Below are 25,853 nucleotides of genomic sequence, written 5' to 3' on the forward strand. Positions count from 1 at the left end.
GAATATTTCCTCCGATAAATGAAAAAGCAAAATAGGAACATGTTACTACATTTGTTCAATCCTATTTTACCTATATTTCATCATATAATTTAGATTTTACTGGTATATTATAACATTATCAATCATATTTTTTAAAAATTATAACATATTCTACTTAAACCAGCCTTTTTCTTTAAATCGAGAGATAGCTTCTATTCGATTATTGACGTCCAGTTTATCAAGTATGACAGAGATATAGTTTCGAACCGTCCCTGTTGTTATAAATAGTTGATTGGCAATTTCCTTCGTATTTTTCCCATCAGCTATTAAGCCCAAAACCTGCTGTTCACGTTCCGTAAGAGGGTTTTCCTCTTCATAAATCATGTCAACCAGTTCGGGTGCATAAATACGTCGTCCATCCATAATAACCCTGATAGAGTTGGCCAGTTCTTCACTCGGACTGTCCTTTAACAAATACCCGCGTACATCCGCTTTTCGTGCCCTTTCAAAATAACCTGATCTCGCAAAGGTTGTAAGTATAATTACTTTGCATGCGCTTCCTTTTAATTCTTCTGCGACATCGAGTCCACTTTTTCCAGGCATTTCTATATCCATCACACAAACATCTGGCTTATGCTGTTTGATCATGGATATAGCTTCCTCTCCATTTTTAGCTTTACCAACTACCGTCATATCTGGTTCTAAATCTAACAATGCGCCTAATGCACCAAGCAGCATTCTTTGATCTTCAGCTATTACGATTTTAATCATGCCATTACCTCCTGTTGAACGTTTCGCTCTATCAGTGGAATTTTAAAAATTAATTCTGTTCCTGAATTAACCCGAATATCAAGGCTTCCATTCACAAATTCAAGCCGCTCCCTCATTCCCTTTAATCCATTCCCTTTACCCATTTCTTTTTCAACAATTCCTGTTCCATTATCCTGAATAATCATTGTTAATTCTGTATGCGTTTTTTTAATATCGAGTCTGCATTCATTGGCCCTGCTATGCTTCACGATGTTAGTAATAGCTTCCTTTAAACACATACTCAATACATTTTCCACAAGCAGCGGAATCTTCTGGATACTCTCTTCTCCTTCAACATAAAATTCCATTTGAGCTGCTCTCAATATTTGCTTGATACGGATTAATTCATCCTCCATTTTGGTGCCCCTCATATCAGCTACAATGTCACGCACTTCTTTTAATGCTGTTCTTGCAGTCACTTGAATATCTTTCAATTCATTCTTTGCCTGCTCCGGATTTATTTGTACCAGCCTACCGGCCAAATCACTTTTCAGTCCGATCAACGAGAGTTTCTGACCAAGAATATCATGTAAGTCCCTTGCAATTCGCTGGCGTTCCTGAAGCTTAACTAAATCTGATATTTGTTTGTGAGCATCTTTCAGCTCAGCCTCCAGCCTTTCTCTTTTGTGAATATTATAGGAGCTCAATGGAAGTAAAATAACACCAATTACACATATTAAAATAAAAGGAAATTGTGAAAAGAAGAGTGGATTCTGAGTAATGAATCCCCAATTAACCGTCAGTACTGTGCCTCCAACATGAATACCATATAAAATAAAGAAACCTACCTTATTCTCAACAGTTCCAATATAATAAGCCAGAAAGAGCGAAAAATAAACAAACCCAAATATTAATGACATAGCGATACAAATCGCCATTTGGATTCCTACCCAGAAATAAACAAATCCACCTTTCGAAATAGCTGAAATACGATTGCTTATAAAAAATAACAGAATAAGAATGATTCCTAACACAATCATAAAAATGGATTTTGCATGAAAAATAAAATAGAAAGGGAGAATACTAAATACGAGCCAAACATAAAGATTCAGTCCTTTATTAGTTGGAAATAACTGATTCAAAGCATTCAATTGTCCTCTCCCCCTCCATTAATTTTACTTCAGCATATACCAGTAAATAAAAAAAATACAGTAAATTTACTGTATTTTTTTGTAACATCTAAATTATGACTTTACCTTACCAGCACGCCTATTTATGTCTTTAAAGCTCACAAAGCCTTTACCTTTTTCATCCCATAAGCGAAAACGGATTGCCTTTAAGCTTGAAGATATCGTAATGGTTGTAGCTTGCTGTAAAGGAGCAGTCTCATTATGGACTTTTTCAAGATGATAATTTGGTACTCTTGGGCTTAAATGATGGACATGGTGAAACCCTATATTCCCCGTCACCCATTGAAGAATTCTTGGAAGCTTATAATAGGAGCTTCCGTCGATTGCCGCTTTGACATAGTCCCAATCTTTTTCTTCCTCAAAATATGAATCTTCAAATTGATGCTGTACATAGAATAACCAGATTCCCAGAGCACCTGCAATAAACAAGATCGGCAATTGAATCAATAAAAATTCTTTCCAACCGATGAGCAAGCACATAGACGCATAAATGACGACGATAGATAGATTGGTAATATACGTGTTTATGCGTTCTTTTCTTCTGGCACCTTTACGATTGAAACGATTTGTAACTAAAAATAAATAGATTGGACCTAATCCAAACATGACAATTGGATTCCGATATAGTCGATATATTAACTTTTCCTTAAACGAGGCCATCTTGTATTCCTCGACAGTCATGATCCAAATATCTCCGGTTCCACGCTTATTCAAATTACTGCTTGTCGCATGGTGAATGGAATGACTTCTTTTCCACTGTTCATATGGAAACATGGTAATAACTCCAGTTATCGTCCCTAAAATGTCGTTCCATTTCCTATTTTTAAAAAAGGATTGATGGCAGCAATCATGGAAGATAATAAACAATCTAATAACAAAACCGGATGTAAGTACCGCAAAAAACAATGTCAGCCAATACGAAATTTCCAGGCTTTGATAGGCAGCAAACCAAAGAATTAAAAACGGAATAAATGTATTTAGAATTTGTTTTACACTTGATTTTGTATTCGCCTTTTCATAGGGAGCAATTTGTTTTCTTAAGGATATATTCTTCTCCTTGGACATTTTATTCACCTCTATAACAATATTTATTCTTAATGTTATAGAATAGTTCAACTCCAAACTAGTCATAAACGTCAATAGGTGAACATGACATATGTCATATACAAACATTTTAGAATAAACTGAATAATTCATTTGCAAATCATACATAATTAAACTATAGTTAATGTAATCACTTACTTAAAGGAGGAATGTATTATGGAAACTCAAATCGTAAATATAGTTTCTGTCAATTTCATATCACAGCCCTCTGGTAAGGATGCATAAAATTCCTTTATTTTAACATGATTGAATTTGCATATATCCATGGGCTGTGTGCGCCCATGGTTTTTATTTGTCCGATCTGTCTATAACACAGAAACGACATGAAGGAGACCAACGTATTTGGCCTCCTTTTTATTTTGCAATCAAAAACAATCATATGGAGGAATTTAAATTGAATTTAAAACAATTAGGTTGGAATCAGCATTTTGAAGAAGCTTTCAAACAATATAGCAATAAAGAATATACAGTAGGCCGCGTGGCTTTAGAGCATAAGGGTATGTATCGTGTTTTCTCAGCTGATGGTAATCTTTTAGCTGAAGTTACAGGCAAAATGCGTCATGAAGCAAAGGAAAGCTCAGATTTTCCTGCAGTCGGTGATTGGGTTACCATCACTTCCCGAAAAGATGAGCAAAAAGCAACCATCCACGCCGTACTGCCAAGAAAAAGTAAATTCTCAAGAAAGAAAGCTGGAGTGACAACTGAAGAGCAACTTGTCGCAGCCAATATCGATACCATTTTCTTAGTCAATGCACTAAACACCGATTTTAATATGCGCAGGCTGGAACGTTACTTATTGATGGCTTGGGAAAGCGGAGCAAATCCTGTCATTATTTTAAGCAAATCTGATTTATGTGATGATGTTGATCAAAAAATCAGAGAAGTAGAGGCAGTCGCATTAGGTGTACCCATTCATGCTATCAGTGCGGAAAACAGGATGGGTTTAGAGCAATTAGACCCTTATATCCAAGAAGGTAAAACAGTTGCTTTACTTGGTTCATCTGGTACCGGTAAATCAACATTAACAAATGTACTATACGGCGACAGCATCCTAGAGGTTAAATCCATTCGGAAAGATGATGATAAAGGGAGACACACAACTACACACCGAGAACTAGTTATCCTTAATGGAGGAGGGATCATAATTGATACTCCCGGAATGAGGGAATTACAATTATGGGAAGCCGACGAAGGAATCAGTCATAGTTTCACTGATATAGAAGAATTAGCTTCACAATGTAAATTCACAGACTGTAAACACAAAACCGAACCAAGTTGCGCAGTACAGGAGGCAATATCCAATAAAACGCTGAGTAAAGAACGCTTTGCCAGTTACCTAAAACTCCAACGCGAACTCGCCTACCTAAACCGAAAAGAAAACCAACGCGCCGCACTCGCGGAAAAAGCTAAATGGAAAAAAACAAAAGGCTGAAGGGCCCCGCTCAGCCGCGACAAGCGTAAGAAGAGGCGCGCAGGGAGAACGATTCTTCCTCCCGTAGCGGCTATTCTTACGACCTCGAGCGGCTAGGCCCTGAAGCTAGATTAAGCAAAAAGCGGAGACGGCTTGCCCAGAAGCGAGGAGCATAAGACAGGAACTCGGAAGGAGGTGTTCTCCCTCCTGTAGAGTTCATGCTTATGTCCTGAGCTCCTAGGCCCTGAATCTGGATTAAGCAAAAGGCTGAAGGGCTGGGTTAAGGAACGAAGACTAAATTCGCCACATCCTGTGGTAATGTCATCGTTCTTTTTCTTTTGCACTACCTTATCTTTCTGAGTGAACTGCCCACTCAAATCAAACCTCTCTTATACAAACCCTCTTACATAAAAAAATTACAAAATTCTCCTCCCAGTGCAGAATATTCAATCATTTAACCAAAATATGTTAAAATCATCATGACAAAATGATTATCCATATTTACAAGATAAAAGGCAGGCCTTTGTACAGAAAGAGGAGATTTAAATGAATAGTCCAATAGGAAGAAAAAAGCGGACAGAAAAATTATTAAAAGAGATGGGAATCCCAATAAATACACACTTACATACATTAGAAAGTGAAAATAGCCTGCATTTTAAAGATATTGAACAGGTGATTGACCGAATTATTGCCATCACCATAGTATCGGCTAAAGGCAGCGGTGCCCCCGATGAAACGATCGACGAATTTTTAGAGAGTTACAATGCGAAAGAATTATTTTCTCCTGAGGAAAAAGAGTTCATTGAGAATGAAGAACCTGACCAGGACGAATATAACACCTACTCCTGGAAAATTGAATGTAACTCTGCCCTTTTATGGGCCATTAATCTGATACCCGATCTTCCATTCCCACATACTTTATCCGATGTAGAAACACTTTATGATCTTGTATTGCATTCTACCAAGGAAGAGCTATTGGAACGGGCTTCCTATCGGGACAAAAATGAAATACTGGATGCACTCGATCTTTTGTACAGACTCCATTGGGCTATTGCCGAAACTCGTATGAATAATGAAGAATTTCCGATTGAAATTAGTCCCGGTGTTGTTTACGAGAGAAGATATGCTCTAAATTGGATGATTAATATCTTGGATGAGGAATGGGACGATATATCAATGGATACAATCTAAACCTATACTATATTCGATCAATTCAGATGGGGATGCCTTGGCTTGCAGTTTCGTCACTACTTGTTACGAACTTACCATATCCCCTCCATTTGGATGGAGGATTTGCCCCGACATATAGCTCGAATCATCTGATGCTAAAAATACATAGCTGGGGGCAATTTCAAATGGTTGGCCTGCTCGCTTCATCGGTACCTCAGGAGTTAATGTTCCAAAAGTCTTTACCTCTTCAGCTGAAAATGAAGACGGAATCAGCGGTGTCCAAATTGGTCCTGGAGCTACACCATTTACCCGAATCCCCTTTTTTATTAAAGAAAGAGAAAGCGAACGCGTAAATGTAACAACCGCACCTTTCGTTGCTGAATAATCCAATAGCTTAGGGTGACCATTATATGCTGTTACGGAAGCTGTATTTATAATAGAAGACCCACGCTGGAGATGTGGCAGGACAGCCTTCACCATAAAAAAATAGGAATAAATATTCGTACGAAATGTTAAATCAAGTTGTTCCTCCGTAATATCCTCAATCCGTTTTTGAACAAACTGTACAGCATGATTATTTACCAAAATATCGATCTTTCCAAATTCGTCCAAACATTGACGAACGGCAGCCACTGACATATCCTCATGGGTAAGATTTCCACATATAAGCAGGCACTTAACCCCTAGCTTCTCGATTCTTTCTTTTGTTTCCTCGGCATCCTCATGCTCATACAGATATACAATAGCAACATTCGCACCCTCTTTCGCAAAAGAATAGGCGACCGCTCTGCCAATACCTGAATCTCCTCCTGTAATAAGCGCAGTCTTCCTCTCCAGCTTTCCGCTCCCTTTGTAGTATGGATTTTCAGATATAGGTCTAGGATTCATTACATATTCCAACCCCGGATGCTCGCTTTGATGTTGAGGAGGAAAAGCAATCGGTACATCTTTACAATATCTTTCCTTCCTTAAATACTTATAGTATGGATACATATAATTCAGACCTCCCGAATTTTAGCCTCACTATTATGCGTATAGCAGAAAAGTGTCCTATATGCACCCTGGGGTTATATATTTATTAAAATAGCCCATCAAGAGACAGGTGGCTTCCTATAATCCCTTTAACATAAAAAAGACACCCACTCTGGGTGACCTTCATTTAAATACTTTTTACATTTTGGATAATGAATCCACTTTTTGGGTAGGTTGGTATTCTGGTCTTACTGATTGCTAAGTCCTGTTCGGGTACTTCATAATCAATATCTTTAACTAGAAAATCAACAGTTGTTTGCAAAATCTTGACGGTAGCCCATTCCCCTGCACAACGGTGTCCCTTATCATAATCTCCGCCGCCTTGTGGAATAAAGGCAAATGGGCTGTCCTTCCATTCTCTAAATCGCTCAACGTTAAATGTATCTGGATCATCCCAAAGATTCGGATGATGATTGGTTCCGTATAGATCCAAAAGAACCAATGTCCCTTTTTTGAACGGATATTCATTCCAATAAAAGTCTTTGCGGACTCTGGCTCCTAAAAATGGTGCAAAAGGATAATAGCGACGTACTTCCTGTACAAACATTTTATTGTACACTTCATTATTGGTTTTCAATAATTTACGTACCTCAGGATAATCATGCATCGCTATAGCACAGAATACAACAAAATAACAATTAGCCACCACAGGTCGAATGATATTAATTAATTCGACCGCAGCCAATTCCAGTTCCAACAATTCACCAGTCAAATCACGATGATTAGCTATGATCGATAAAGCAGTACCTTGCTCAGCTCTTAGTTTCCCATCCCGTACTTGTCCAATAATATCAGCAACCCACTTATCTGAGTCTCTTCTTGCCCATCTGCCTTTTTGGTATCTTGGACCCACTCCACCAATAGAATCAACTAAATTAAACATTTCTTCTGCTCTCTTTTTTACTTCCTTTTCTTTTAACGGAACTCCAGCCCACTCACAGGCAATCCTGTAAAGAACTTGTTTAGCCTCTTCCATTAAAATCACTTTTTTACTCTTTTCCCATTTAGGGATAACCGATATCCATTGTTTTTTTGTGATTTCCTGGAGTTTGTCCAAACTTTGGTGTGTCATAATCGACATGAACATCCCTTTACGATGTCGGTGTTCTTCTTCATCCAGCGTTTGTACACCATTTTTACCAAAAAGAGATTTCTGAATTCTCATCGGAATTGCCGGTTTACGAATAAATCGATCTTCATCATAGAAGGCTCTTCCAGCTTCCTCTCCTGTCATACAAATAACCTTCTGTCCCAGAAGGCGAGTCTGAAATATGTCCGAGTTGAATTGCTTTCGCCTGTTAGAAATAAATTCGTACCCTTCTGATAATAGGGTAAGGGTGTTATCAACGGTTTTTTCACGAGGAATTTCTTTTATACCTTTCATATCAACAGCTCCTCATATATAGTCCATAATAAAACAGGATACCCCTCAGAAAAGTATATAAACATACTATTCATGCATGCCATTTCCGTTCTGTACCAACTAGCTGCCCTAATAGAAATAAGACTTACGTAATCCGTAAGTCTCTAATCAATTTTCAATATATACATGCTGGGAAAGTTCATGTTTTAAATGTTGCGGTATAGGTTCTGTTTTCTGAGTCTCCAAATTAAAATTAACATATACTGCTGTCCCTTTGGCACAAACCTGACCATTCTGGTGAATCTCCTCATACAGCTCCAAGCTTGTATTTCCAATGCGTTTAACCCATGTGAAAACTTCGACATTTGTACCGAAATATATTTGTCTACTATAATCTATATTCATATTTAGAATGATCATTTTCCATTTCTGAAATGAGAGATCTGGAGTAAACAGTTTAAAAATCGGGTTCCTTGCTGCTTCAAGCCAAATGGGAATCGTCGTATTATTGACATGGCCAATGCCATCTGTTTCAGAAACTCTCGGCTCTATCGTTTTCTTATACATACCGGCCTCCCGCCTCCCTACTCAAAGGCACTCCTTTATATGCATGCTGATAAATGTTCAATATATCATCCTTATTTAAAGGGAGCGGACTTCTGGCCAGCAGCCTTGTCTGTTTGTTCGCATCATCGGACAATCCTACCAACGAGGCTTCCTTCACACCATATTCTTTCAATGTGACAGGCAATCCAACGTCCTCTATCAATTGATGAAACACCTCGAATGGCGTCTGCTTTTCATCTCCCAGCATCGTTACTAGATGACTCATTTTATCCTGGCAATGTTCCTTAATATAGTCCATTACATAAGGCAGCAATACAGCATTCGATTCACCATGAGGCAGTTTGTATTGACTTCCTAGTGGATACGCAAGTGCATGGACACCGGCTACACCTGCATTGTGAAAAGCCAGGCCAGCCAGATAACTCCCATGGCTCATTGCTGATCTTGCTTCCGGGGTCTCACCATTTTGTACACCCCTGCGGATTGCCCCTCCAATAAGCTTAATTGCTTGAATGGCAATCCCATCCGTCACATCATTCGCTTGGACTGAAAGATATGACTCTATCGCATGTGTCAAAGCATCCACACCGGTAGCAGCCGTAATTCGTCTTGGTACAGAAACAGTCAGCTGCGGATCGACAATTGCCAGATCAGACAACAAATACTTATGGGTAATGACATCTTTTGTTCCATCAAGTGATAACACGGCAATATCCGTCACTTCACTTCCAGTCCCCGAGGTGGTCGGGATTAATATTTTTTGTTTCCCTTTACGGAGGATTGGTTTTGTCCCAGTTAAATTTAAATAGTCGGCAACATCCCCTTCATTGTCAGATATAACCGCGGCCAGCTTAGCTAAATCCAATACCGATCCTCCGCCAATACCTACAATACAATCAAAATCTTCTATTCTTGCAAAATCGACCAATCGTTGAGCACAAGCAAGAGTCGGCTCTGGCTCTACATCTGTGTAAATTTCAACTCTATATTTTGATTGCAATGGAGTCATATAAGGTGTAAGCAATCCAATATCAAGTAATATTTGGTCAGTGATTAGCAGGATTTTATTACTTTTCATAGATTGCAAACCTTCATCCAGTCTCTCCATTGAACCCCAGCCGATAAAAGTTTGACTTGGTAATTTAATAGTAGACAACACCATCACAGCCTCCTTTTCTCTATTAATGACTCTTTACTGAAAATCTAAAGACTTCTTTTACATACTTCGTTATAAACGATCTATTTCCTGTTATATTTTCAACAACCACACAATTTTCTTCCAATTAAATATAAATTTTACATCTATTATCTATTTTAATATGATAGAAGTAACCACTTTCCCATCGATATAAAACTAATATGCCAAGGATTGCAGGAGATGAAGATGCATGAAAATCAAGAAAGTCCTTAATAATAATGCCGTTATTGTCATGGATGAAAATCAGGAAAAAATTGCGCTAGGTCCAGGAATTGCATTCAATAAAGGGAAAAACGATATCATCAATCGGAATAAAATCGATAAACTGTTTGTTATCAAAAACAGTGACCATTTTGATCAGCTTTTGCCCCAAATCCCCAATGAGCATATGATTCTAACACAGGAGATTATTCAGTATGCTGAGGATTGCCTTCAAGTAAAATTAAATCCACATATCTTTATTGCTCTCGCAGATCATCTTACGTTTGCGATTGAACGCCATGAAGATGGTATATTTATAAAAAATAAACTTATCCCCGAGATAAGAGTTTTATATAAGAAGGAGTTTGACATAGGCATTTGGGCGATCAATCATGTTAAGGAGAAAATAGGTATACAAATGCCCATAGATGAAGCTGCCTTTATCGCGCTCCATCTGCATACGGCATCTATTCCATCTGGAAATCTGCAAGTCTCCCTGCGTCAAACTTCTATTATTAATGAAATTGTACATATGATCAGGGACTATTTTTCTATCAGTTTAGAAGAAACAGGACTTTCCTACGAGCGCTTAATTACTCATTTTCGCTACACCCTTTATAGAGTCGATGAAGTTCCTGAGCGCACAATGGATGAAGAAATGCTAATGATGATAAGCAGTAAGTTTCCTTCCTCTTACCAATGTGCTAAAACAATCGCAGAACATCTATCTACACAGCATGGCATACATCTTCCCTCTGAGGAAATTGGCTATATTACGATTCATATTGAGAGATTGCGAGGCAGAAAGGGATGATTATGTTATTTGTTATTTATTGCTGATAGCTTAGACTACTTCGCTCGCATGGATGTGCTTGTAAGACTGAAAAAAAAGCTCTTTCCATATCGACTGGAAGGAGCTTTCGCTTGAGTTGCATTAAATTATAGGCTGTTTTTAGATGCTTGCAAAAAATGAAGCTAAGTTGCCAATTTAATAGGATCCACTTGAAATTCTATGATTGTATCTTTCATTTAAAACGATTATGAACTAGTTCTTTACTAATTTTTTTAATTCATCAGCAACAAACTGAACGTTTGTACCGACAATAACCTGCAGACTTTCCCTTCCGGTTATCTTAATACCATGTACACCGGTTGATTTAATTTTATTTTGATCAACCGCTTCCATATTTTTGACTTCCAGTCTAAGGCGAGTTGCACAATTATCAACAGAAACGATATTTTCTTTCCCACCCAATCCTGTATAAATCGCAGCAGCTAAACTAGCATATTTATTTTCAATAGTGGCCGCAGCAGATTGCATTCCATTTGCCTCATTCTCCAATTCTTCTCCTCTTCCAGGTGTATTAAGATTAAATTTCACAATAATGAACCGGAACAAGAAATAATAAATGACTGCAAAAATTAATCCTTGGACAATCAGCATATAAGGCTGATTAGCAAGCGGTAATCTGAAACTTAGGGCAAAGTCTATAAAACCAGCACTGAATCCAAACCCCGCTGTCCAATGAAAAGTGGCGGCAACCGCTAGAGAAATTCCTGTCAATACAGCATGGACTAAGTATAATAATGGGGCTGCAAACATAAAAGCAAACTCAAGAGGTTCTGTCACACCTGTAAAAAATGCAGCAAAGCCTGCAGCAAGCATTAAGGAAGCAATCTGTTTCTTATGTTTTGTTTTCGCCGTATGATACATAGCCAATCCAGCAGCAGGTAACCCAAACATCATTACCGGGAAGAATCCGGCCTGATACATTCCAGTGACACCTTTTACACCTTCACCTTTCCAGAAGTTACTGATATCATTAATGCCCGCAACATCAAACCAGAATACTTGGTTTAACGCATGGTGTAGACCGGTTGGTATTAATAATCGATTGAAGAATCCGTAAAGACCGGCACCTACAGCTCCCAATTTAGAGATACCTTCACCAAATGAAATCAGTGTTGTATAAACAGGAGGCCAAACAAAGAGTAAAACGATAGAGACAACCAGCATGGCTAAGGCTGTCATAATTGGTACCAAACGTTTACCGCTAAAGAAAGCCAATGCATCCGGAAGCTTGACATGACTGAATCTGTTATACATGGAAGATGCTATAATACCTGATATGATTCCGACAAATGCATTTTTGATTTTATCAAAGCCTGGTTGCACATTTTCTAATTCAATCCCCTTTAACATCGCAACCGTCTCCGGTGCCAGCAGGGTCGTTACAACTAAAAAGGCAACTAAGCCACTTAAAGCAGCTGAACCATCCCGATCCTTTGACATTCCAAGCGCCACACCGACTGCAAACAGGATTGGAATACTGTCTATAATTGATGATCCGGCTTTGATTAAGAAGGCTGCCACAGGACTCTCTGCACCCCAGCCACTCGGGTCAATCCAGTAACCAAGTCCCATCAAAACAGCAGCAGCAGGCAAAACTGCGACAGGCAACATTAACGAGCCGCCCAGCCTTTGTATATACTTCTTCACTTTACTCCCTCCACTTCTTTTAATTAGTGAGCTAGACTACGCTTTCAAGCCATAAATTTGACCAGATTTTGAAAACGTTTTCAAAATAATGCACTTTCCTAAAGTTCTCATCACCTCCTTTCATGTATAATAAAAAATAGTTTTAGATTGTCATAATAACCGTTTCACCTTGTGTACACGTTCCCTTACTGCCGTAGGTAATTTCCTTATCGCTATTCATCACTATAATTGGAGTAACCGTACTTTCAACTCGCTCCTCTAAATACGCCCAATCCACCTCTATCAACAATTGTCCAGCTCTCACCTGTTCTCCTTCTTTAACAGAAGGCTGAAATCCTTCTCCATTTAAGGCAACAGTTTCAAGACCAATATGAATTAAGACCTCAATACCAGATTTACTACGGATCGCAATGGCATGTTTGGTTGGAGCAATCATGATAATCTCTCCATTAATAGGCGCATATACATGGCCGCCCGATGGCTGAATTGCAATACCCTCTCCCATCATTTTTTGGCTGAATACCGGATCGGGAACCTCTTCAATTGAAATAACTGTACCATTTAACGGTGCCACCAAATTATTCTCTTTCTTCTTAAAAAAACTAAATGCCATTCTTAATTGCTCCTCTCTGTCTATAGATATGAATTGTATTTAGAAATTAATCTTCATCCTGTCCCATTGAACAAAAAAGGCATGGCGGAATTAGAAATAGGTTACTTCTAACCTATCACTTTACCACCATGCCTGATCGTATCAGTTACATGTGAGACAGATAACATTTCTATCTCCATAGTATCATTTTTCTTATGTAAATTACAGGGGAATTTTGGATGCACTTACAATCTTTTTATATTTTCACTACCCTTATACCATTCATGAAATTCGACAACGACTTCCTTTGGTACATCAGGTAATGAAGTAATGACAACCGGCTTGGAGCGATTGGTGAATTCCAATGTAGCCACGTTAAATTTACGCTGCAGCCATGAATATTTACTCACGGTTTGCTGAATATTCTTACGTTTTGTTAAAAAGGTTTCTGTAATTAAACCGCCATTTCGTACTTGGATGAAAGCATCCGTTTGCAAATAGCTTGTAAATTTATAATTAAGGAGGCGGAGAATCAGCTCAATTACAAATACACCTATAGCCAACCAAATCCAGTCTTTCTTGAATAAAAAGAGACCGATCAAAGCAGCAATCGTCCAGTAATAAGGGCGAATTAGCCTTAGCCATAATACGTGCTTCGGTAAATGAGTCATTTCTTCTTCAATATGATAATCTGGCAATAATTCATTCGTTAACGAATAGGCTTCATGCTTTGGTAAAAATGGATAAAGTGAACTAATCTCCTGTTCACTACTCTCTGTTTGGCCGGCACTTACTACCTTGACCTCGGCCATCCCCAGAAGACGCTTGATTAAAGACTGTTTAATCGTAATCGCCTGAACCCTGCTTTTTTGTATAGAAAAAGTGTTTCTGTTCAACACTCCTTTAGAAATATAAATCCTTTGATTATCACCGGCTATTTCATAATTCCCATACTTGATGACAGTTTGGATATATCCTATTCCAAAAGAAAGAAGAAGCGCAATTATAATCAACGGAACCAATAAACCTAAGTGATTCATAAAGTAGGTAAACACTGCTTTAGTGGATTCCTCTACATTAAAAAAATCATCAATATTTGAGTACACAGCTGCCAGAAGAGGGAAAATGGCTAGAAAACTGAATGACGTCAGCGCAGCTTTTAGGTTATCTTTTTGAGTGGAGCGGAAGTAGATCTGTTTTTCAACGACTTCTTCTTCTTTTGCTTCATCTAACCGATTGGAATTTTTCCTGTATACTAAATCAAGGATGCGATCCGCTTCCTCTGAACTAACAGCCTCAAAGATTAGAGTCGATTCGTCATCCGTAGTCCCGGTTTCAAGTTTAATCGTTGTTAGCCCAAGCAGCTTATGAATAAAGTTTGTTTGAATATGATGGTCCTGAATTCGTTCATAGGTTGTTGTACGCAGCTTTTTAACCAACACACCCTCATGAAGAACGATCGCTTCTTCGTTCAATTCATAGGTATTTGAATACCATTTTAATGGAATGTATATAAGGGCCCAGGCAACAACAGCCCAAAATGCATATCGCGCCCATACAACCCAACCGGTCTCTGTGCCAGCATTTAAAATAAATAGGAAGATGATAATAAATAAGAGACTTTTAATAAATGAAACGATTTCTATAAGAATCCAGGCAGGATGCTGTCTTTTTTTAGAGTGATTCATAACTCCTGCTCCATTCCTTTTTCATCACGGTCTTTAACCTTCGCGAAAATCGCAATTTGCTCCCTTAAAGCGATCGCTTGTTCAGCTGGTATCGCTGGAATCGTATGATTTGTAGTTGTGGTTCCTATTTCAACATCATAAAGCTGATACTTTCGTAAGAAGGGACCTTGATGTGTCGATACATATTCTACTTTTTCCATCGGAATCACAATGTGCTCTACAATAAAATGGCCACGCTTCAATTGAACGTATTCCTCGTCAATCTCGTATCTCCAGGTTTTATATTTATAGTACGGTTCAAATAAAATTTCATAAATAGCTGAAAGCACTGTCAAACCTATAAGCACGATTAAAGTATAGGTGATCCACGTTTTCCATTCATACATTTCAGATAGATACCATAATACCCCAGCTACGAGGATAGTGGCTCCATGCCCAAGTGTTTTGGACAGCCTCCAAACCAATATACTGTCCTTCGATATTCTCTGCGTCGGTTCTTGAATCTGTAAATACATTGCTCCACATCCCTGCTTATCTTTTACTATCTATACGTGAGGATAGATATTTACTCTGTTATGCTCCTATCCCTTATTTCGACAAAAAACCTTCTATTCCTTTCAATCAAATAAAAAAACCCGGTAACTAGCCTTACCGAGTTGTATCCTTCCAGGTTTATCCCAGCTTGATTGAGATACTACATTTAGCCTGTAACTCATCGTGCGCAGGTAAACGAACAACACCTTCCATCTGTTCAAATCCACCAGGTAATGCCATCCATGGTTCAAGACATACATATTGATTTGGCCGTTCTGACCACACAACAATGGTAGTAAAGTCGTTGCTATACTCTACTTCTATAGTATCTTGATTATTACTTAGTCTGGATATCCCTTCAGATACCGGATTGAAATTCTTTGCATCCTGAATAGGTAAATCTTTTAGATTTTCTTCGTACTTTTTTGTTATGCCATCTTCATTATCAACATATTGAGTTGCTGGAATTTCATAACGACTGTTTGGATGATTCGCATTAAAATAAGGATGAAAACCAGCATAGAATGGCATGGTTTCTGATGATAAATTTTTGTAGGTTTGGTAGATACTTAGTTTTCCGTCTTCCAATTTATACGTAAATTCTAGAGAAAAATGAAAAGGGTATTGTTTAAAGCTTTCTTCATCATCCTGCAGTTGTAAAGTAGCCCAATTTGAAGCTTGATCGATTACTTTCCAAGCTTTATTCCGGGCAAATCCATGCTGTCGCATTGTATATGTATGTCCGTTTAATTGATATTCATTGTTTGGTAATGGACCACAGATTGGAAACAGAACCGGGTTTCCTCCGCGGATATTTTTTGCTGGATCCGCAAACGTTTCCTCTTGTAAATATAAAATGTCCTTTCCATGAAGAGTTAGCTGAATTAAGATGCCCCCTCTTTCCGGACATAAAACCGCTCTTGAATCTGTGGCTTTTTCCGTAAGAACGATTACGTTATAACCCGCCATTACTTCCATCGTCATTCCGTTCACTCCTTAAACCTAAATTGATTTATATTTGTGAATTATACCACAATTCATACTCATATTGATTAATGGCTAGACAAAAAAACACAGTTTCGTTAGCAAACTAGGTTGCTAGGAAACTGTGTTTTTAGTTGTTTAGTCTTCTACTATATCCTTACGATTCTTCTTAAGCATTTTAGAAAGTACCTCATAAACAATCGGTACTACTACTAAAGTTAATAGCGTGGAACTAATCAAACCGCCAATAACGGTAATAGCCAGGTCTTTTGAAACAAGACCTCCACCGCCGCCATCACCGAGTGCCATTGGTATCATTGCACCAATTGTAGCAATAGCAGTCATGAGAATTGGGCGCAATCTTGTTGCTCCAGCCTCAAGAATGGCTTCACGCATCTTCATTCCTTCACGTTCCATGTGAATGATACGGTCAACTAACACTATGGCATTTGTAACAACAATACCAATTAACATTAACAGACCCATCATAACAGATACAGAAATGGTTTGATCAGTTAGATATAATCCAACAAATGAACCTATTACTGCAAATGGCAAGGAGAACAGAATGGCAAATGGCGCCAATCCTTCACGGAATGTGACAACTAGGATAAAGTAGACAATTGCAACTGCTGCAATCATGGCCACCCCTAGCTGTGTAAATGTCTCAGTCATATCTGCTGCAACGCCCGCAACTCCCGTCGTTACACCCTTAGGTAGATCGAGTTTATCCACTTCTTCATCTGCTGCAGTTGAAGCCTTGGATACATCTTCACCGATAATGGTTGCAGACACAGTCGCATAATACTCACCTTCAGAACGAGCTAATGTGTTGAGTGTTGTGCCTTCTTCAACTTTTACTAACTCGGATAAAGGCATTGCCGTACCCTGTGCAGTTGGTATTGGCGTTTTCAGTAAGTCATCCATTGATTTCGGATCAGCTTTCGCTTCACGTTGAACGACTACCTCTATATCATTGCCATCATTTTCAACTGTCGTTAATACTTCTTTTTGATCAGATGCATTTAGTGCCATAACAATTTGGCCAGTAGTTAAACCATATTGCAGGACATCCGCCTGATCCACATTTAATACGTGCTCAACATATGGATCCTCGGCATCAGAAGTCACATCTTCAACTTCATCCACATTACCGAGAGCGCCTTCCACTTGTTTAACAGCATTCTGCAGATCATCCAAGTCCTTACTGTAAATCGTGTAGCTTACTTCATTGGATGACATGCCGCCCATAGCTGCAAAGTCTTGCAGCTTCCATTCACCTGATTGGCCGATATTAAGTAAATATTCTTCAACTTCTTCTTTTGCCTCACTGAAGTTTTCCATATCAGGATCAAAGATGAGGAACATTAATGCTCCGCCAGCACCGCCGCCCATAGCCATAGATGCTGCCATATCAGCAGAATCAGAATCGTTTACGGATATCTGGATTGTATCTATATCTTTCCGATCCATTAACTTCTCTTCGACTTGCTCAATGTTTTTCAATGTATCTTCCTGTAACTCACCAGTAGCTGGTGTGTACGTAATATACATTGTTTTCTCTTCCTGTGATCCCATAAAGCTGAATCCAATTAACGGTGTTAAGGCTATTGAACCAACTAGCAGAACAACAGCGATAATGGAGGTGATGATTTTATGGTTCAGCACCTTCGCCAATACACCTTTATACCATAATGCTAGTTTACCTACTTCTTTATGCTGACCTTCTTTTCTTTCACCATATATTCCTTTACGGAATAAGAAGTGAGATAGTGCCGGAACAATTGTAATGGCCACGATTAACGATGCAATCAAGGCAAATGACATTGTTAAGGCGAATGGCATGAACAATTCTCCTACCATACCACCAATGAAGACCATTGGGGCAAATACTGCTATCGTTACTAATGTTGAAGACAATATAGGCTTGAACATTTCAAGCGTTGCTTCACGAATCAGTGCACGCCCTCTAAGCTTCTCTTCTTTCAAGTGCATTCTTCGATAAATATTTTCCACAACGACAATGGAGTCATCAATTACCCGTCCAATCGCAACCGTAATCGCACCAAGTGTCATGATATTTAAAGTAATATCCATCCAATTCAAGAGCAACAATGCCATGAAAATGGATACTGGTATAGAGATAATGGATATAATCGTAGATTTGATATCCCGTAAAAATAACAAGATAACCAGAATCGCAATTAATCCGCCAAATAAAGCTTTTTCAATCATCGTAAATACAGAGTCTTCAATTGGTTTACCCTGGTCAAGCGTAACATCGATCTTCAATCCATCGATTGCCTTCTCCTGGTCATCAATTAAATCTTTAACAGCATTCACGACTGTCACGGTATTTGCTTCCTGCCCTTTAACGATTTGAATCGCTATGGCATCCTTACCGTTCGTACGTGAAACGGATTCTACTTTACCAACCGTTTCAATTTTTGCAATGTCACTCAATTTCACAAATGGCGTTGGATTTTCCGCAGATGGTGTAACTGGAATGACCATGTTTTTCAGGCTATCAACTGTTTTTAGTTTACCATCTACATAAACCGCTTCTTCGCCTTCCTCAAACTCATAAAGACCGAGTGAAAGCTCCATATCACTCGCCTGAATCATTTCCTTCACTTTGTCTTCAGTCAGTCCAAATTGCTTCATCTTTTCCTGATCGTAACTGAAGTTTACTTCTTCTATATGCTGTCCTGTGATAGTTGCAGAAGCTACACCATCAATATCTTCAATCTTAGGCAGGATTGTATCTTCAACAGTCGAGGTTAAATCTACAATGTCCTCTTCCTCACTGCTGATGGATAAGGATAGAATCGGCATCATATTCATACTGATTGCCATAATAGATGGTTCTTCAGCATCCTCCGGCATTTTTACTCCGTCAATAGCTGATTCAAGCTGACGCTTTTTCTCATCCATATCTACTCCGTACTCATACTCTACCTGAACCTGAGATACACTGGATGATGAATTGGAATATACGGCATTGACATCTTCAAGTCCTTCTATTGCCTTCTCCATTGGAATGGAGACTTCATTCATTACTTGCTCTGGAGCAGCACCGGGATATACACCCATTACAATTAAGTAAGGAATAGATATATCTGGAATTGACTCCATTTTCATTCTTGTACCTGAATAGATTCCTGATGCTGTAATAATAATCGTTAATAGCCACACGGCCAGTTTATTTCCTAAAACAAAGTTGACTAACCCCTTCACCCTTACACCTTCCTTTAACTAAAAAAATTCAAACAATTGACTCAATTCCTACAATTAATTATAATAATGACTGGTTGGTCAGATGTCAACTAAATGAACAGGGGTGTCGGCATGGTTAAAAAACAATTAATAATGGAAAGGGCCTTTGAGCTTTTCGCAAAGAATGGAATTGAAGCAACATCTGTTCAACAAATAACGGAAGTATGCGGAATCTCAAAAGGCGCATTCTACCTATCTTATAAATCTAAGGATGAATTAGTTTATGCACTTATTGATTACTTCCTGAGCGATATGGCAGCGAATATTGAACAGGCGGTCAGTGAATCTAATTCAGACCATTCACTGCTTTATCATTTTTATTTTAATATTTTTAGTTCGTATCAAAGCCATTCCAACTTTGCAAAGGTTTTAATAACAGAACAATTTACCTCCTGTAGTATGGAATTATTTGAACAGTTATCAAAATATGATCAATTTATGAACTCTATTATATTCTCTATTGTTGACCGACAATTTCCAAATGTGGATGATTCGATGCGACCAGATTTGGTTTATACCATTAAAAGTTTCTCTAAACTATATGCAGAGCTATTCATATCAAATTATCCTTTTGAGCTTGATACAGTATGCAAATCGTTAGTTGAAAAGGTAACCATTCTAGCTAACCAGGCAGACATTCCGCTTATTTCAGCAGAATATTTAACCTATACAAGCTCAAAATCTATCATTCCTACCAAGGGGGAACTGGTGGATTTGCTCACTGCAAAAAAGGATGAAATATCAGATCAAAACATACAGCAATCATTGGTGCTATTAAAAGATGATTTATTGAATCCCCAATATCCAAGAGTCATCATTCATGGCCTACTAAAGAACTTAAAGGCAAATACCCACACTAAATGGACTGCTTATTTATATGAAACATATTTGGATACATTACAATAAATTTTAACAACCGGAATTATTCATAAATCCCAAACGCAGAAAATTCCTGGGATTTTATTTATACTTATTGATAGTTCCATATCAAATATTCTATTTATTCTATTAATATTTATTACACCCTGCGATATTGCAGTATAATAAATAGAATAAGATGATTTCACCAGGGAGGGGTTTTCGTAATTGAAGGATTTAGGAAACAGCCTTTATACCATATTGGAATGGGTTATGAGGTTTGCTTATGTAAATATATTATGGATTTTATTCACGCTGGCCGGTGTAATTGTTTTAGGGATATACCCCGCCACCACAGCCATGTTTTCTGTAATGAGAGAATGGTTGAGAGGGAATTCGGATTTACCTGTGTTCAATACTTTTTCGTCCTATTACAAAAAAGACTTTTGGAAAAGTAATCATTTAGGAATTTATACATCCATTATCTTTTTATTGATAGGTATTGATCTTTTTTACATACAGAGCGAGGCAAGCAAGCTTATGACCTGGACTCATATCCCGATATTTGCTTGCATTCTATTTTTTATCTTTTTACTTTTTTACCTGTTTCCTGTGTTCGCTCATTATGATTTAACGGTACGATCCAATTATAAACAAGCATTCTTCATTATGTTAATTAGCCCAATCCAAATTATCATGATGGTCATTTGCCTTGTTGCATTTTCAATCATCTCGTTCATCTTCCCTGCACTTGCATTTATTTTTGGTTTAAGCTTTTATTCCTTTATTACATCATGGTTAGCCTCTTCCTCTTTCAAACGTTTAGAGGCAAACAACAAAATCAAACTGACTGATTTATAACTCTGTCAGTTAATTAAAACGCAAAGCACAAATGCTCCTTTATCGCACTTGTGCTTTTATTGATTTCATTGAATAAATTCCTTAACCATAAAAACGACATACTCCCCATGCCAGGTGTATGTCGCTTTGGTTTATCCTATTATCCTTTTACTGCGCTAGCTGATAATCCTTCAATTACTTTATTACTAAAGAAAATAAAGGCAAGCAATAATGGTAGGAAACTGATAATTAATGTGGCACCGATGGCACCCCAGTCAGTCATATACTGTCCAATAAAATTCTGAATGCCGACTGTTAAGGTTTTATATTTATCAGAGCTGATAAACGTATTAACAAAAACGAATTCATTCCAATTGTAAATCATATTGATGATGACTGTCGTAGAAAGAATAGGCATGGACATTGGCAGGACAATCCGGAAAAACATCCGGTTGATTGAGCTTCCATCTATGATCGCAGCCTCTTCAATTTCTCTTGGCAATGTAGTATAGAAGCCAAGCAGAATCATCATCGTAATCGGTAAATTATATGCAGTGTAGGTAAGAACAATCGACCATGGATTATCAATTAAGTTTACGTTCAAAAACATATTGAACAATGGAATTAATGCTGAGTGAATTGGAATCATCAACCCGATCATAAACAAACCAAGCACCAGCTTACTGAATTTCCAATGCATCCTCGTAATCGCATAAGTTGCCATACTTGCAAAAAGAACTGTCAAAATAATGGCTACTCCTGTAATCCAAATACTATTAAAAAAGTATAATCCTATGCCTCCATCCCAAACCTTCAAATAGTTTTCCCATCTAAATCGGAGGGAAGAGCAAAGGGCGAACCCGCAAATATCTCCTGATTGCTCTTTAATGAAAACAGGAAAAGCCAAATAATTGGGAACACCTGAAAGACCGCAACAACTGTCAAACAAGTATATAATACTATCTTTCCAAAACGAGCCATTCTTTTCCTCTCCTCTCTAATATTGGATTTCTTCCTTGGATGCAGTCAGTTTATTGATAATAAACGTCACAATTAACGTAATGACCAGTAACAGGAAGCCAATTGCACTGCCGTAACCAAAATTAGAGGATGAGAAAGCCAGCTTATACATATAGGATGCCATTACTTCACTGGATCCGTTCGGACCTCCGCCTGTCATAACATAAATAAGATCGAAATATTTAAGTGAACCAACAATAGCCAGTACAATTGTAACTTTTACAACTCCCATGATTAGCGGCAATTTAATCTTCATGGCAATCTGCCATGGAGTAGCACCGTCTATTTTTGCTGCTTCAATTAAAGATTCAGGTATATTTTTTAGGGCTGCATAATAAATCAAAATATAAAATCCTGCATACTGCCATAGGATGGGGATAAAAATAGCATATAAAACGATAGATGTATCAGATAACCATAATGGTGGATTTTCAACCCCAAACCAAACCAATATCGTATTTAATATTCCGTTCGATGGATTGAACACTTTAATCCAAAGCTGCGCAATAGCCACTGAAGATAGCAGCATTGGAATCAAATAAATTTTCCTTAATAAATTTGCCCCTTTTATTTTGGAAGCAAGAATGAGAGAAATAGCTAAATAGATAACTAAACTCAATGTTGAAAAGATAGCCAGTAAAATGGAATGCCAGGCACTATCCCAAAATTTCGCGTCCTGGATTGCATTTATATAGTTCTCCAATCCAATAAACTTCATGGCTCCAATGCCATCCCAATCCATAAGTCCATAATAACCTGTCAAAATAAGCGGGATAAAAATCAGTACACTGACCAATAACAAAGCCGGCAGAATATACATAGCTATAATCCACTTATTGGACATCACCTTATTCATAAAAACCACCTCATCTGTATGTAGGAAAAGGATTCATCGTATCAGGATGAATCCTTTTCCTTTGTCGTTTTACTTTGAAGAAAGCGCCTTTTCATGCTCTTTTGCAAATTTCTCTGGAGTTGTTTCCTTGCCGAATAAAGCTTGAATTTGATCTAAGTGAACCTGTGCTGCATCGGAGCTTAATTGTACATCCGCATATAAGGTAATATTAGTTGCTTTATTTAATTTCCCTAAAACATCTACATACATTTGCGGCAAATCTAGCTTCTCAGCATCAATTTTAGTAGCTGGTATTACGCCGGCATCCGTGACAGATTTTTCTCCCCACTGCTGAACAAAGTAAGATACGAAATCCTTCGCCTCTTCTTTTACTTTAGAGTCTTCAGAAACAAACAATCCTACTCCAGGTCCACCAACATAACTGTTCATATCCCCTTTTCCATCAACAGATGGGAAGTCAAAGAAACCAACCTGATCTTTAAATTCCTGAGGTACATCTGGATTTGTTGTGTAGTTTGGCAAATCCCATGTAGCAATTAGATACATAGCGGCTTGGCTGTTCATGAACATACTTTTTGCTTCTTCATCAGATAAACCGTTGAATCCGTTTACAAATCCATTTGCATCAACTAATTCCTGTACTTTTTCAGCGGCAGATACAAGCGCTGGATCTTCGAAAGAACCTGAACGATCAATGGCACCTTTCAATGCTTCAGTCCCGCCAATTCGATCTGCTAAATACATATACCATAATGAACCAGTCCATTTATCCTTATTACCTAGCGCAATTGGCTCAACTCCATTTTTATCAAGCGTTTTTGCGGCCTTTACTAACTCATCAAATGTTTTTGGAGCTTCTAAGCCATTATCCTTAAACATTTTCTTATTATAGAAGACAGAGGCTATATTAAGCTCCAGTGGCAGACCGTACGTTTTACCATCGATTTGGTAAGCTTCCGAAGTACCAGCTACAAAAGAATCCTTTAAATCTCCTTCTAGAATGTCATCCAGCGGCGCAAACTTTTTGCCATCCACGTATGGTTGAAGGTATCCTGCTGACCATGTCATTCCCACATCAGGAAGTTCATTGGAAGCAGATAAAACTTTAATTTTATCCTTGTATTGTTCATTGCTAAGTACTTCAAGCTCAACCTTAACATCCTTATGTTCCTTCTCATAATCAGCAACGATTTTCTGAACAATTTCATGATGTTGTTTAGAGCTTCCTTCCGGCCATAGGTGCATAAACTTAACAACTTTCTTTCCATCACTGTTTGACTTTTCAGTTTCTGACGAACATCCCGCTAGAACTAAAAATAAGGCCAAGAACCCAGCAAGAAATGAAAACGCTTTCTTTTTACGCATAATTAAACCCCCAATAGTTAATTTTACTTACTATTAAACTTAAATTTAGAATATCATGGAATACTTTGTTTGTCTACTAGATAAACAAAGTATTAGATGTTACTATTATAGTAAATGTGATAGAAATGAGGCGGACCATTGAAAACGTATAATCAGCAGGTTGTAAAAAAAGAAAATAAATCTTTGGTCATGCATGTTATTAAGGAATCTCCTCCTTTATCACGCACAGATGTGGCCAATAAAACCGGCCTTAATAAAGGAACAGTCTCTTCATTGGTTTCCGAGCTTATAGAGGAACAGCTCGTATCTGAATCCGGACCTGGCAAATCCAACGGTGGCCGACGGCCAGTTATGTTATTCTTCAATGAAAATGCAGGCTATTCCATAGGAGTTGATCTTGGAGTTAACTATATTTTAGGAATCGTAACCAACCTACAGGGGAAAATCCACAAAGAAAAACTGGAAAAATTCCAGGAACTAACCTATGAAGATATTAAAAAAAGACTGTATGAAATGATTGATTGTATGATTGCTTCCATTCCTGATTCACCATATGGTTTAGTCGGGATTGGTATTGGTGTACCGGGCACAGTTGATACAACTGGAAGAATTTTAATGGCTCCCAATTTAAACTGGAAAAACATCGATTTGAAAAATATGGTCGCAAAGAAATACTGTGTACCTGTTAAAGTTGAGAATGAAGCAAACTGTGGGGCATATGGCGAAAAAAAATTCGGTGTCGGAATAAACTTCACCAACATGATATACATCAGTATTGGGTTTGGAATCGGCGGCGGCTTAATCCTGAATAACCAACTTTATCAGGGCAATAATGGACTTTCAGGGGAGCTGGGTCACATGACAATCGAAAGAAGCGGAGAAAAATGCCGCTGTGGAGACCATGGATGCTGGGAATTATATGCATCAGAGAGAGCCCTAGTCAGTCAGGCGAAGCTCATGATGAATGATCCCGCCATTACACTCGAACACTTAATTGATCTTGCTGAAAATGAAGACCTAACAGCAATTGAATTATTCAGTGAAATAGGGAAATCGATTGGGATTGGCATTAATAATATCATTAATATTTTTAACCCTAATCAAGTTATTCTTGGCAATCGCCTGGCCGCCTGTGAAAAATGGATTCACTCTTCATTAGTAGAAACCATAAAAAATCATTCTCTATCTAATCATCAAAAGAACTTACATATACAATATTCAAGTTTAGCGAGTCATTCTTGCGCACTGGGCGTAGCTGCTTTTTCAACTGAACATTTCTTAGATAACGACCTGTATCATCAAAGTATTCAGACCTATCCATTAGTGCATCAATATTAGCTGCTTTCTTTGCTGACGCAATCAAGATTACACATTT

Annotated in this window: 21 protein-coding genes and 1 pseudogene; 6 read left to right on the plus strand and 16 right to left on the minus strand. The window is 38.0% G+C overall.

All coding sequences use genetic code 11. The features are described from left to right. Positions 1-150 precede the first annotated feature (150 nt). From AC4BHA_RS13290 to desA, 3 genes are all read right to left on the minus strand, one after another. Positions 151-750 carry a response regulator transcription factor gene (locus tag AC4BHA_RS13290; RefSeq protein ID WP_139892244.1) on the minus strand — a complete coding sequence of 200 codons (600 nt, stop codon included), beginning with the start codon at positions 748-750 and terminating at the stop codon, positions 151-153. Further along, entirely contained in the window at positions 747-1,880 is a 1,134-nt protein-coding gene (locus AC4BHA_RS13295) for a sensor histidine kinase (protein WP_066106359.1), read from the minus strand. Before AC4BHA_RS13295 ends, AC4BHA_RS13290 begins: the two co-directional genes overlap by 4 nt. A 93-nt stretch (positions 1,881-1,973) precedes the next feature. Then, the gene (desA, locus tag AC4BHA_RS13300; RefSeq protein ID WP_066106354.1) at positions 1,974-2,984 is read right to left on the minus strand and encodes a Delta(5) desaturase DesA; all 1,011 of its coding nucleotides are present in this window, start codon (positions 2,982-2,984) and stop codon (positions 1,974-1,976) included. A 433-nt stretch (positions 2,985-3,417) separates the two neighbouring features. Here desA and rsgA point away from each other — a divergent pair, with 433 nt between their 5' ends. Together rsgA and AC4BHA_RS13310 are read left to right on the plus strand one after the other, a co-directional pair. Beyond that, on the plus strand, positions 3,418-4,455 hold the full coding sequence (rsgA, locus tag AC4BHA_RS13305; RefSeq protein WP_490558765.1) for a ribosome small subunit-dependent GTPase A: 1,038 nt from the start codon (positions 3,418-3,420) through the stop codon (positions 4,453-4,455). Between the two features lie 525 nt (positions 4,456-4,980). Then, positions 4,981-5,625: a DUF4272 domain-containing protein gene (locus tag AC4BHA_RS13310; RefSeq protein ID WP_066106350.1), complete on the plus strand. Its 645-nt coding sequence runs from the start codon at positions 4,981-4,983 to the stop codon at positions 5,623-5,625. A gap of 63 nt (positions 5,626-5,688) precedes the next feature. On the opposite strand, the gene AC4BHA_RS13315 is transcribed toward AC4BHA_RS13310, so the two are convergent. The 4 genes from AC4BHA_RS13315 to AC4BHA_RS13330 all read right to left on the minus strand — a co-directional run bounded on the left by AC4BHA_RS13315 (position 5,689) and on the right by AC4BHA_RS13330 (position 9,728). Then, positions 5,689-6,597, minus strand: coding sequence for an SDR family oxidoreductase (locus AC4BHA_RS13315; RefSeq protein ID WP_066106347.1), 909 nt, complete (start codon positions 6,595-6,597; stop codon positions 5,689-5,691). Between the two features lie 166 nt (positions 6,598-6,763). Continuing rightward, positions 6,764-8,020, minus strand: a complete 1,257-nt coding sequence (cypC, locus tag AC4BHA_RS13320; RefSeq protein WP_490558766.1) for a CYP152 family fatty-acid peroxygenase CypC — start codon at positions 8,018-8,020, stop codon at positions 6,764-6,766. Positions 8,021-8,167: 147 nt separating this feature from the next. Next, positions 8,168-8,566 carry an acyl-CoA thioesterase gene (locus AC4BHA_RS13325; protein ID WP_066106341.1) on the minus strand — a complete coding sequence of 133 codons (399 nt, stop codon included), beginning with the start codon at positions 8,564-8,566 and terminating at the stop codon, positions 8,168-8,170. Beyond that, positions 8,559-9,728 (minus strand): iron-containing alcohol dehydrogenase, encoded by a 1,170-nt coding sequence (locus AC4BHA_RS13330; protein ID WP_490558767.1) that lies wholly within the window; start codon positions 9,726-9,728, stop codon positions 8,559-8,561. Before AC4BHA_RS13330 ends, AC4BHA_RS13325 begins: the two co-directional genes overlap by 8 nt. 226 nt (positions 9,729-9,954) lie before the next feature. On the opposite strand from AC4BHA_RS13330, the gene AC4BHA_RS13335 reads away from it, so the two are divergent. Continuing rightward, complete coding sequence (locus AC4BHA_RS13335) at positions 9,955-10,779, plus strand: PRD domain-containing protein (protein WP_490552465.1); 825 nt, start codon at positions 9,955-9,957, stop codon at positions 10,777-10,779. Positions 10,780-11,010: 231 nt separating this feature from the next. Here AC4BHA_RS13335 and nagE read toward each other — a convergent pair whose 3' ends face one another. The 6 genes from nagE to AC4BHA_RS13365 all read right to left on the minus strand — a co-directional run bounded on the left by nagE (position 11,011) and on the right by AC4BHA_RS13365 (position 19,500). After that, on the minus strand, positions 11,011-12,465 hold the full coding sequence (gene nagE, locus AC4BHA_RS13340; RefSeq protein WP_490552468.1) for an N-acetylglucosamine-specific PTS transporter subunit IIBC: 1,455 nt from the start codon (positions 12,463-12,465) through the stop codon (positions 11,011-11,013). A 142-nt stretch (positions 12,466-12,607) separates the two neighbouring features. Then, positions 12,608-13,078 (minus strand): PTS sugar transporter subunit IIA, encoded by a 471-nt coding sequence (locus tag AC4BHA_RS13345; RefSeq protein ID WP_066106329.1) that lies wholly within the window; start codon positions 13,076-13,078, stop codon positions 12,608-12,610. Positions 13,079-13,302: 224 nt separating this feature from the next. Continuing rightward, entirely contained in the window at positions 13,303-14,745 is a 1,443-nt protein-coding gene (locus AC4BHA_RS13350) for a PH domain-containing protein (RefSeq protein WP_139892237.1), read from the minus strand. Beyond that, the gene (locus AC4BHA_RS13355; protein WP_139892236.1) at positions 14,742-15,260 is read right to left on the minus strand and encodes a PH domain-containing protein; all 519 of its coding nucleotides are present in this window, start codon (positions 15,258-15,260) and stop codon (positions 14,742-14,744) included. The genes AC4BHA_RS13350 and AC4BHA_RS13355 overlap by 4 nt, the downstream gene beginning before the upstream one ends. Positions 15,261-15,417: 157 nt before the next feature. Next, the gene (locus tag AC4BHA_RS13360) at positions 15,418-16,263 is read right to left on the minus strand and encodes an aldose epimerase family protein (protein ID WP_140461751.1); all 846 of its coding nucleotides are present in this window, start codon (positions 16,261-16,263) and stop codon (positions 15,418-15,420) included. Positions 16,264-16,401: 138 nt separating this feature from the next. Further along, a complete protein-coding gene (locus tag AC4BHA_RS13365) occupies positions 16,402-19,500 on the minus strand; it encodes an efflux RND transporter permease subunit (protein ID WP_490558768.1) in 3,099 nt (1,032 codons plus the stop codon). Positions 19,501-19,611: 111 nt separating this feature from the next. Between AC4BHA_RS13365 and AC4BHA_RS13370 the strand changes: the two genes are divergently transcribed. Next, entirely contained in the window at positions 19,612-20,445 is an 834-nt protein-coding gene (locus AC4BHA_RS13370) for a TetR/AcrR family transcriptional regulator (RefSeq protein ID WP_490558769.1), read from the plus strand. Positions 20,446-20,625: 180 nt separating this feature from the next. Next, positions 20,626-21,258, plus strand: a complete 633-nt coding sequence (locus AC4BHA_RS13375) for a YesL family protein (RefSeq protein WP_077248111.1) — start codon at positions 20,626-20,628, stop codon at positions 21,256-21,258. Between the two features lie 139 nt (positions 21,259-21,397). On the opposite strand, the pseudogene AC4BHA_RS13380 reads toward AC4BHA_RS13375, so the two are convergent. The 3 genes and pseudogenes from AC4BHA_RS13380 to AC4BHA_RS13390 form a co-directional block, all read right to left on the minus strand. Beyond that, positions 21,398-22,218: pseudogene (locus tag AC4BHA_RS13380) on the minus strand (carbohydrate ABC transporter permease). A gap of 16 nt (positions 22,219-22,234) precedes the next feature. Next, positions 22,235-23,113, minus strand: a complete 879-nt coding sequence (locus AC4BHA_RS13385) for a carbohydrate ABC transporter permease (protein ID WP_066106306.1) — start codon at positions 23,111-23,113, stop codon at positions 22,235-22,237. A 69-nt stretch (positions 23,114-23,182) separates the two neighbouring features. Then, positions 23,183-24,478 (minus strand): extracellular solute-binding protein, encoded by a 1,296-nt coding sequence (locus AC4BHA_RS13390; protein ID WP_066106303.1) that lies wholly within the window; start codon positions 24,476-24,478, stop codon positions 23,183-23,185. 138 nt (positions 24,479-24,616) lie between these two features. On the opposite strand from AC4BHA_RS13390, the gene AC4BHA_RS13395 reads away from it, so the two are divergent. Further along, complete coding sequence (locus AC4BHA_RS13395) at positions 24,617-25,816, plus strand: ROK family transcriptional regulator (protein WP_066106300.1); 1,200 nt, start codon at positions 24,617-24,619, stop codon at positions 25,814-25,816. Positions 25,817-25,853 lie beyond the last annotated feature (37 nt).

The sequence above is a fragment of the Pradoshia sp. Z3_51 genome (assembly GCF_058215915.1).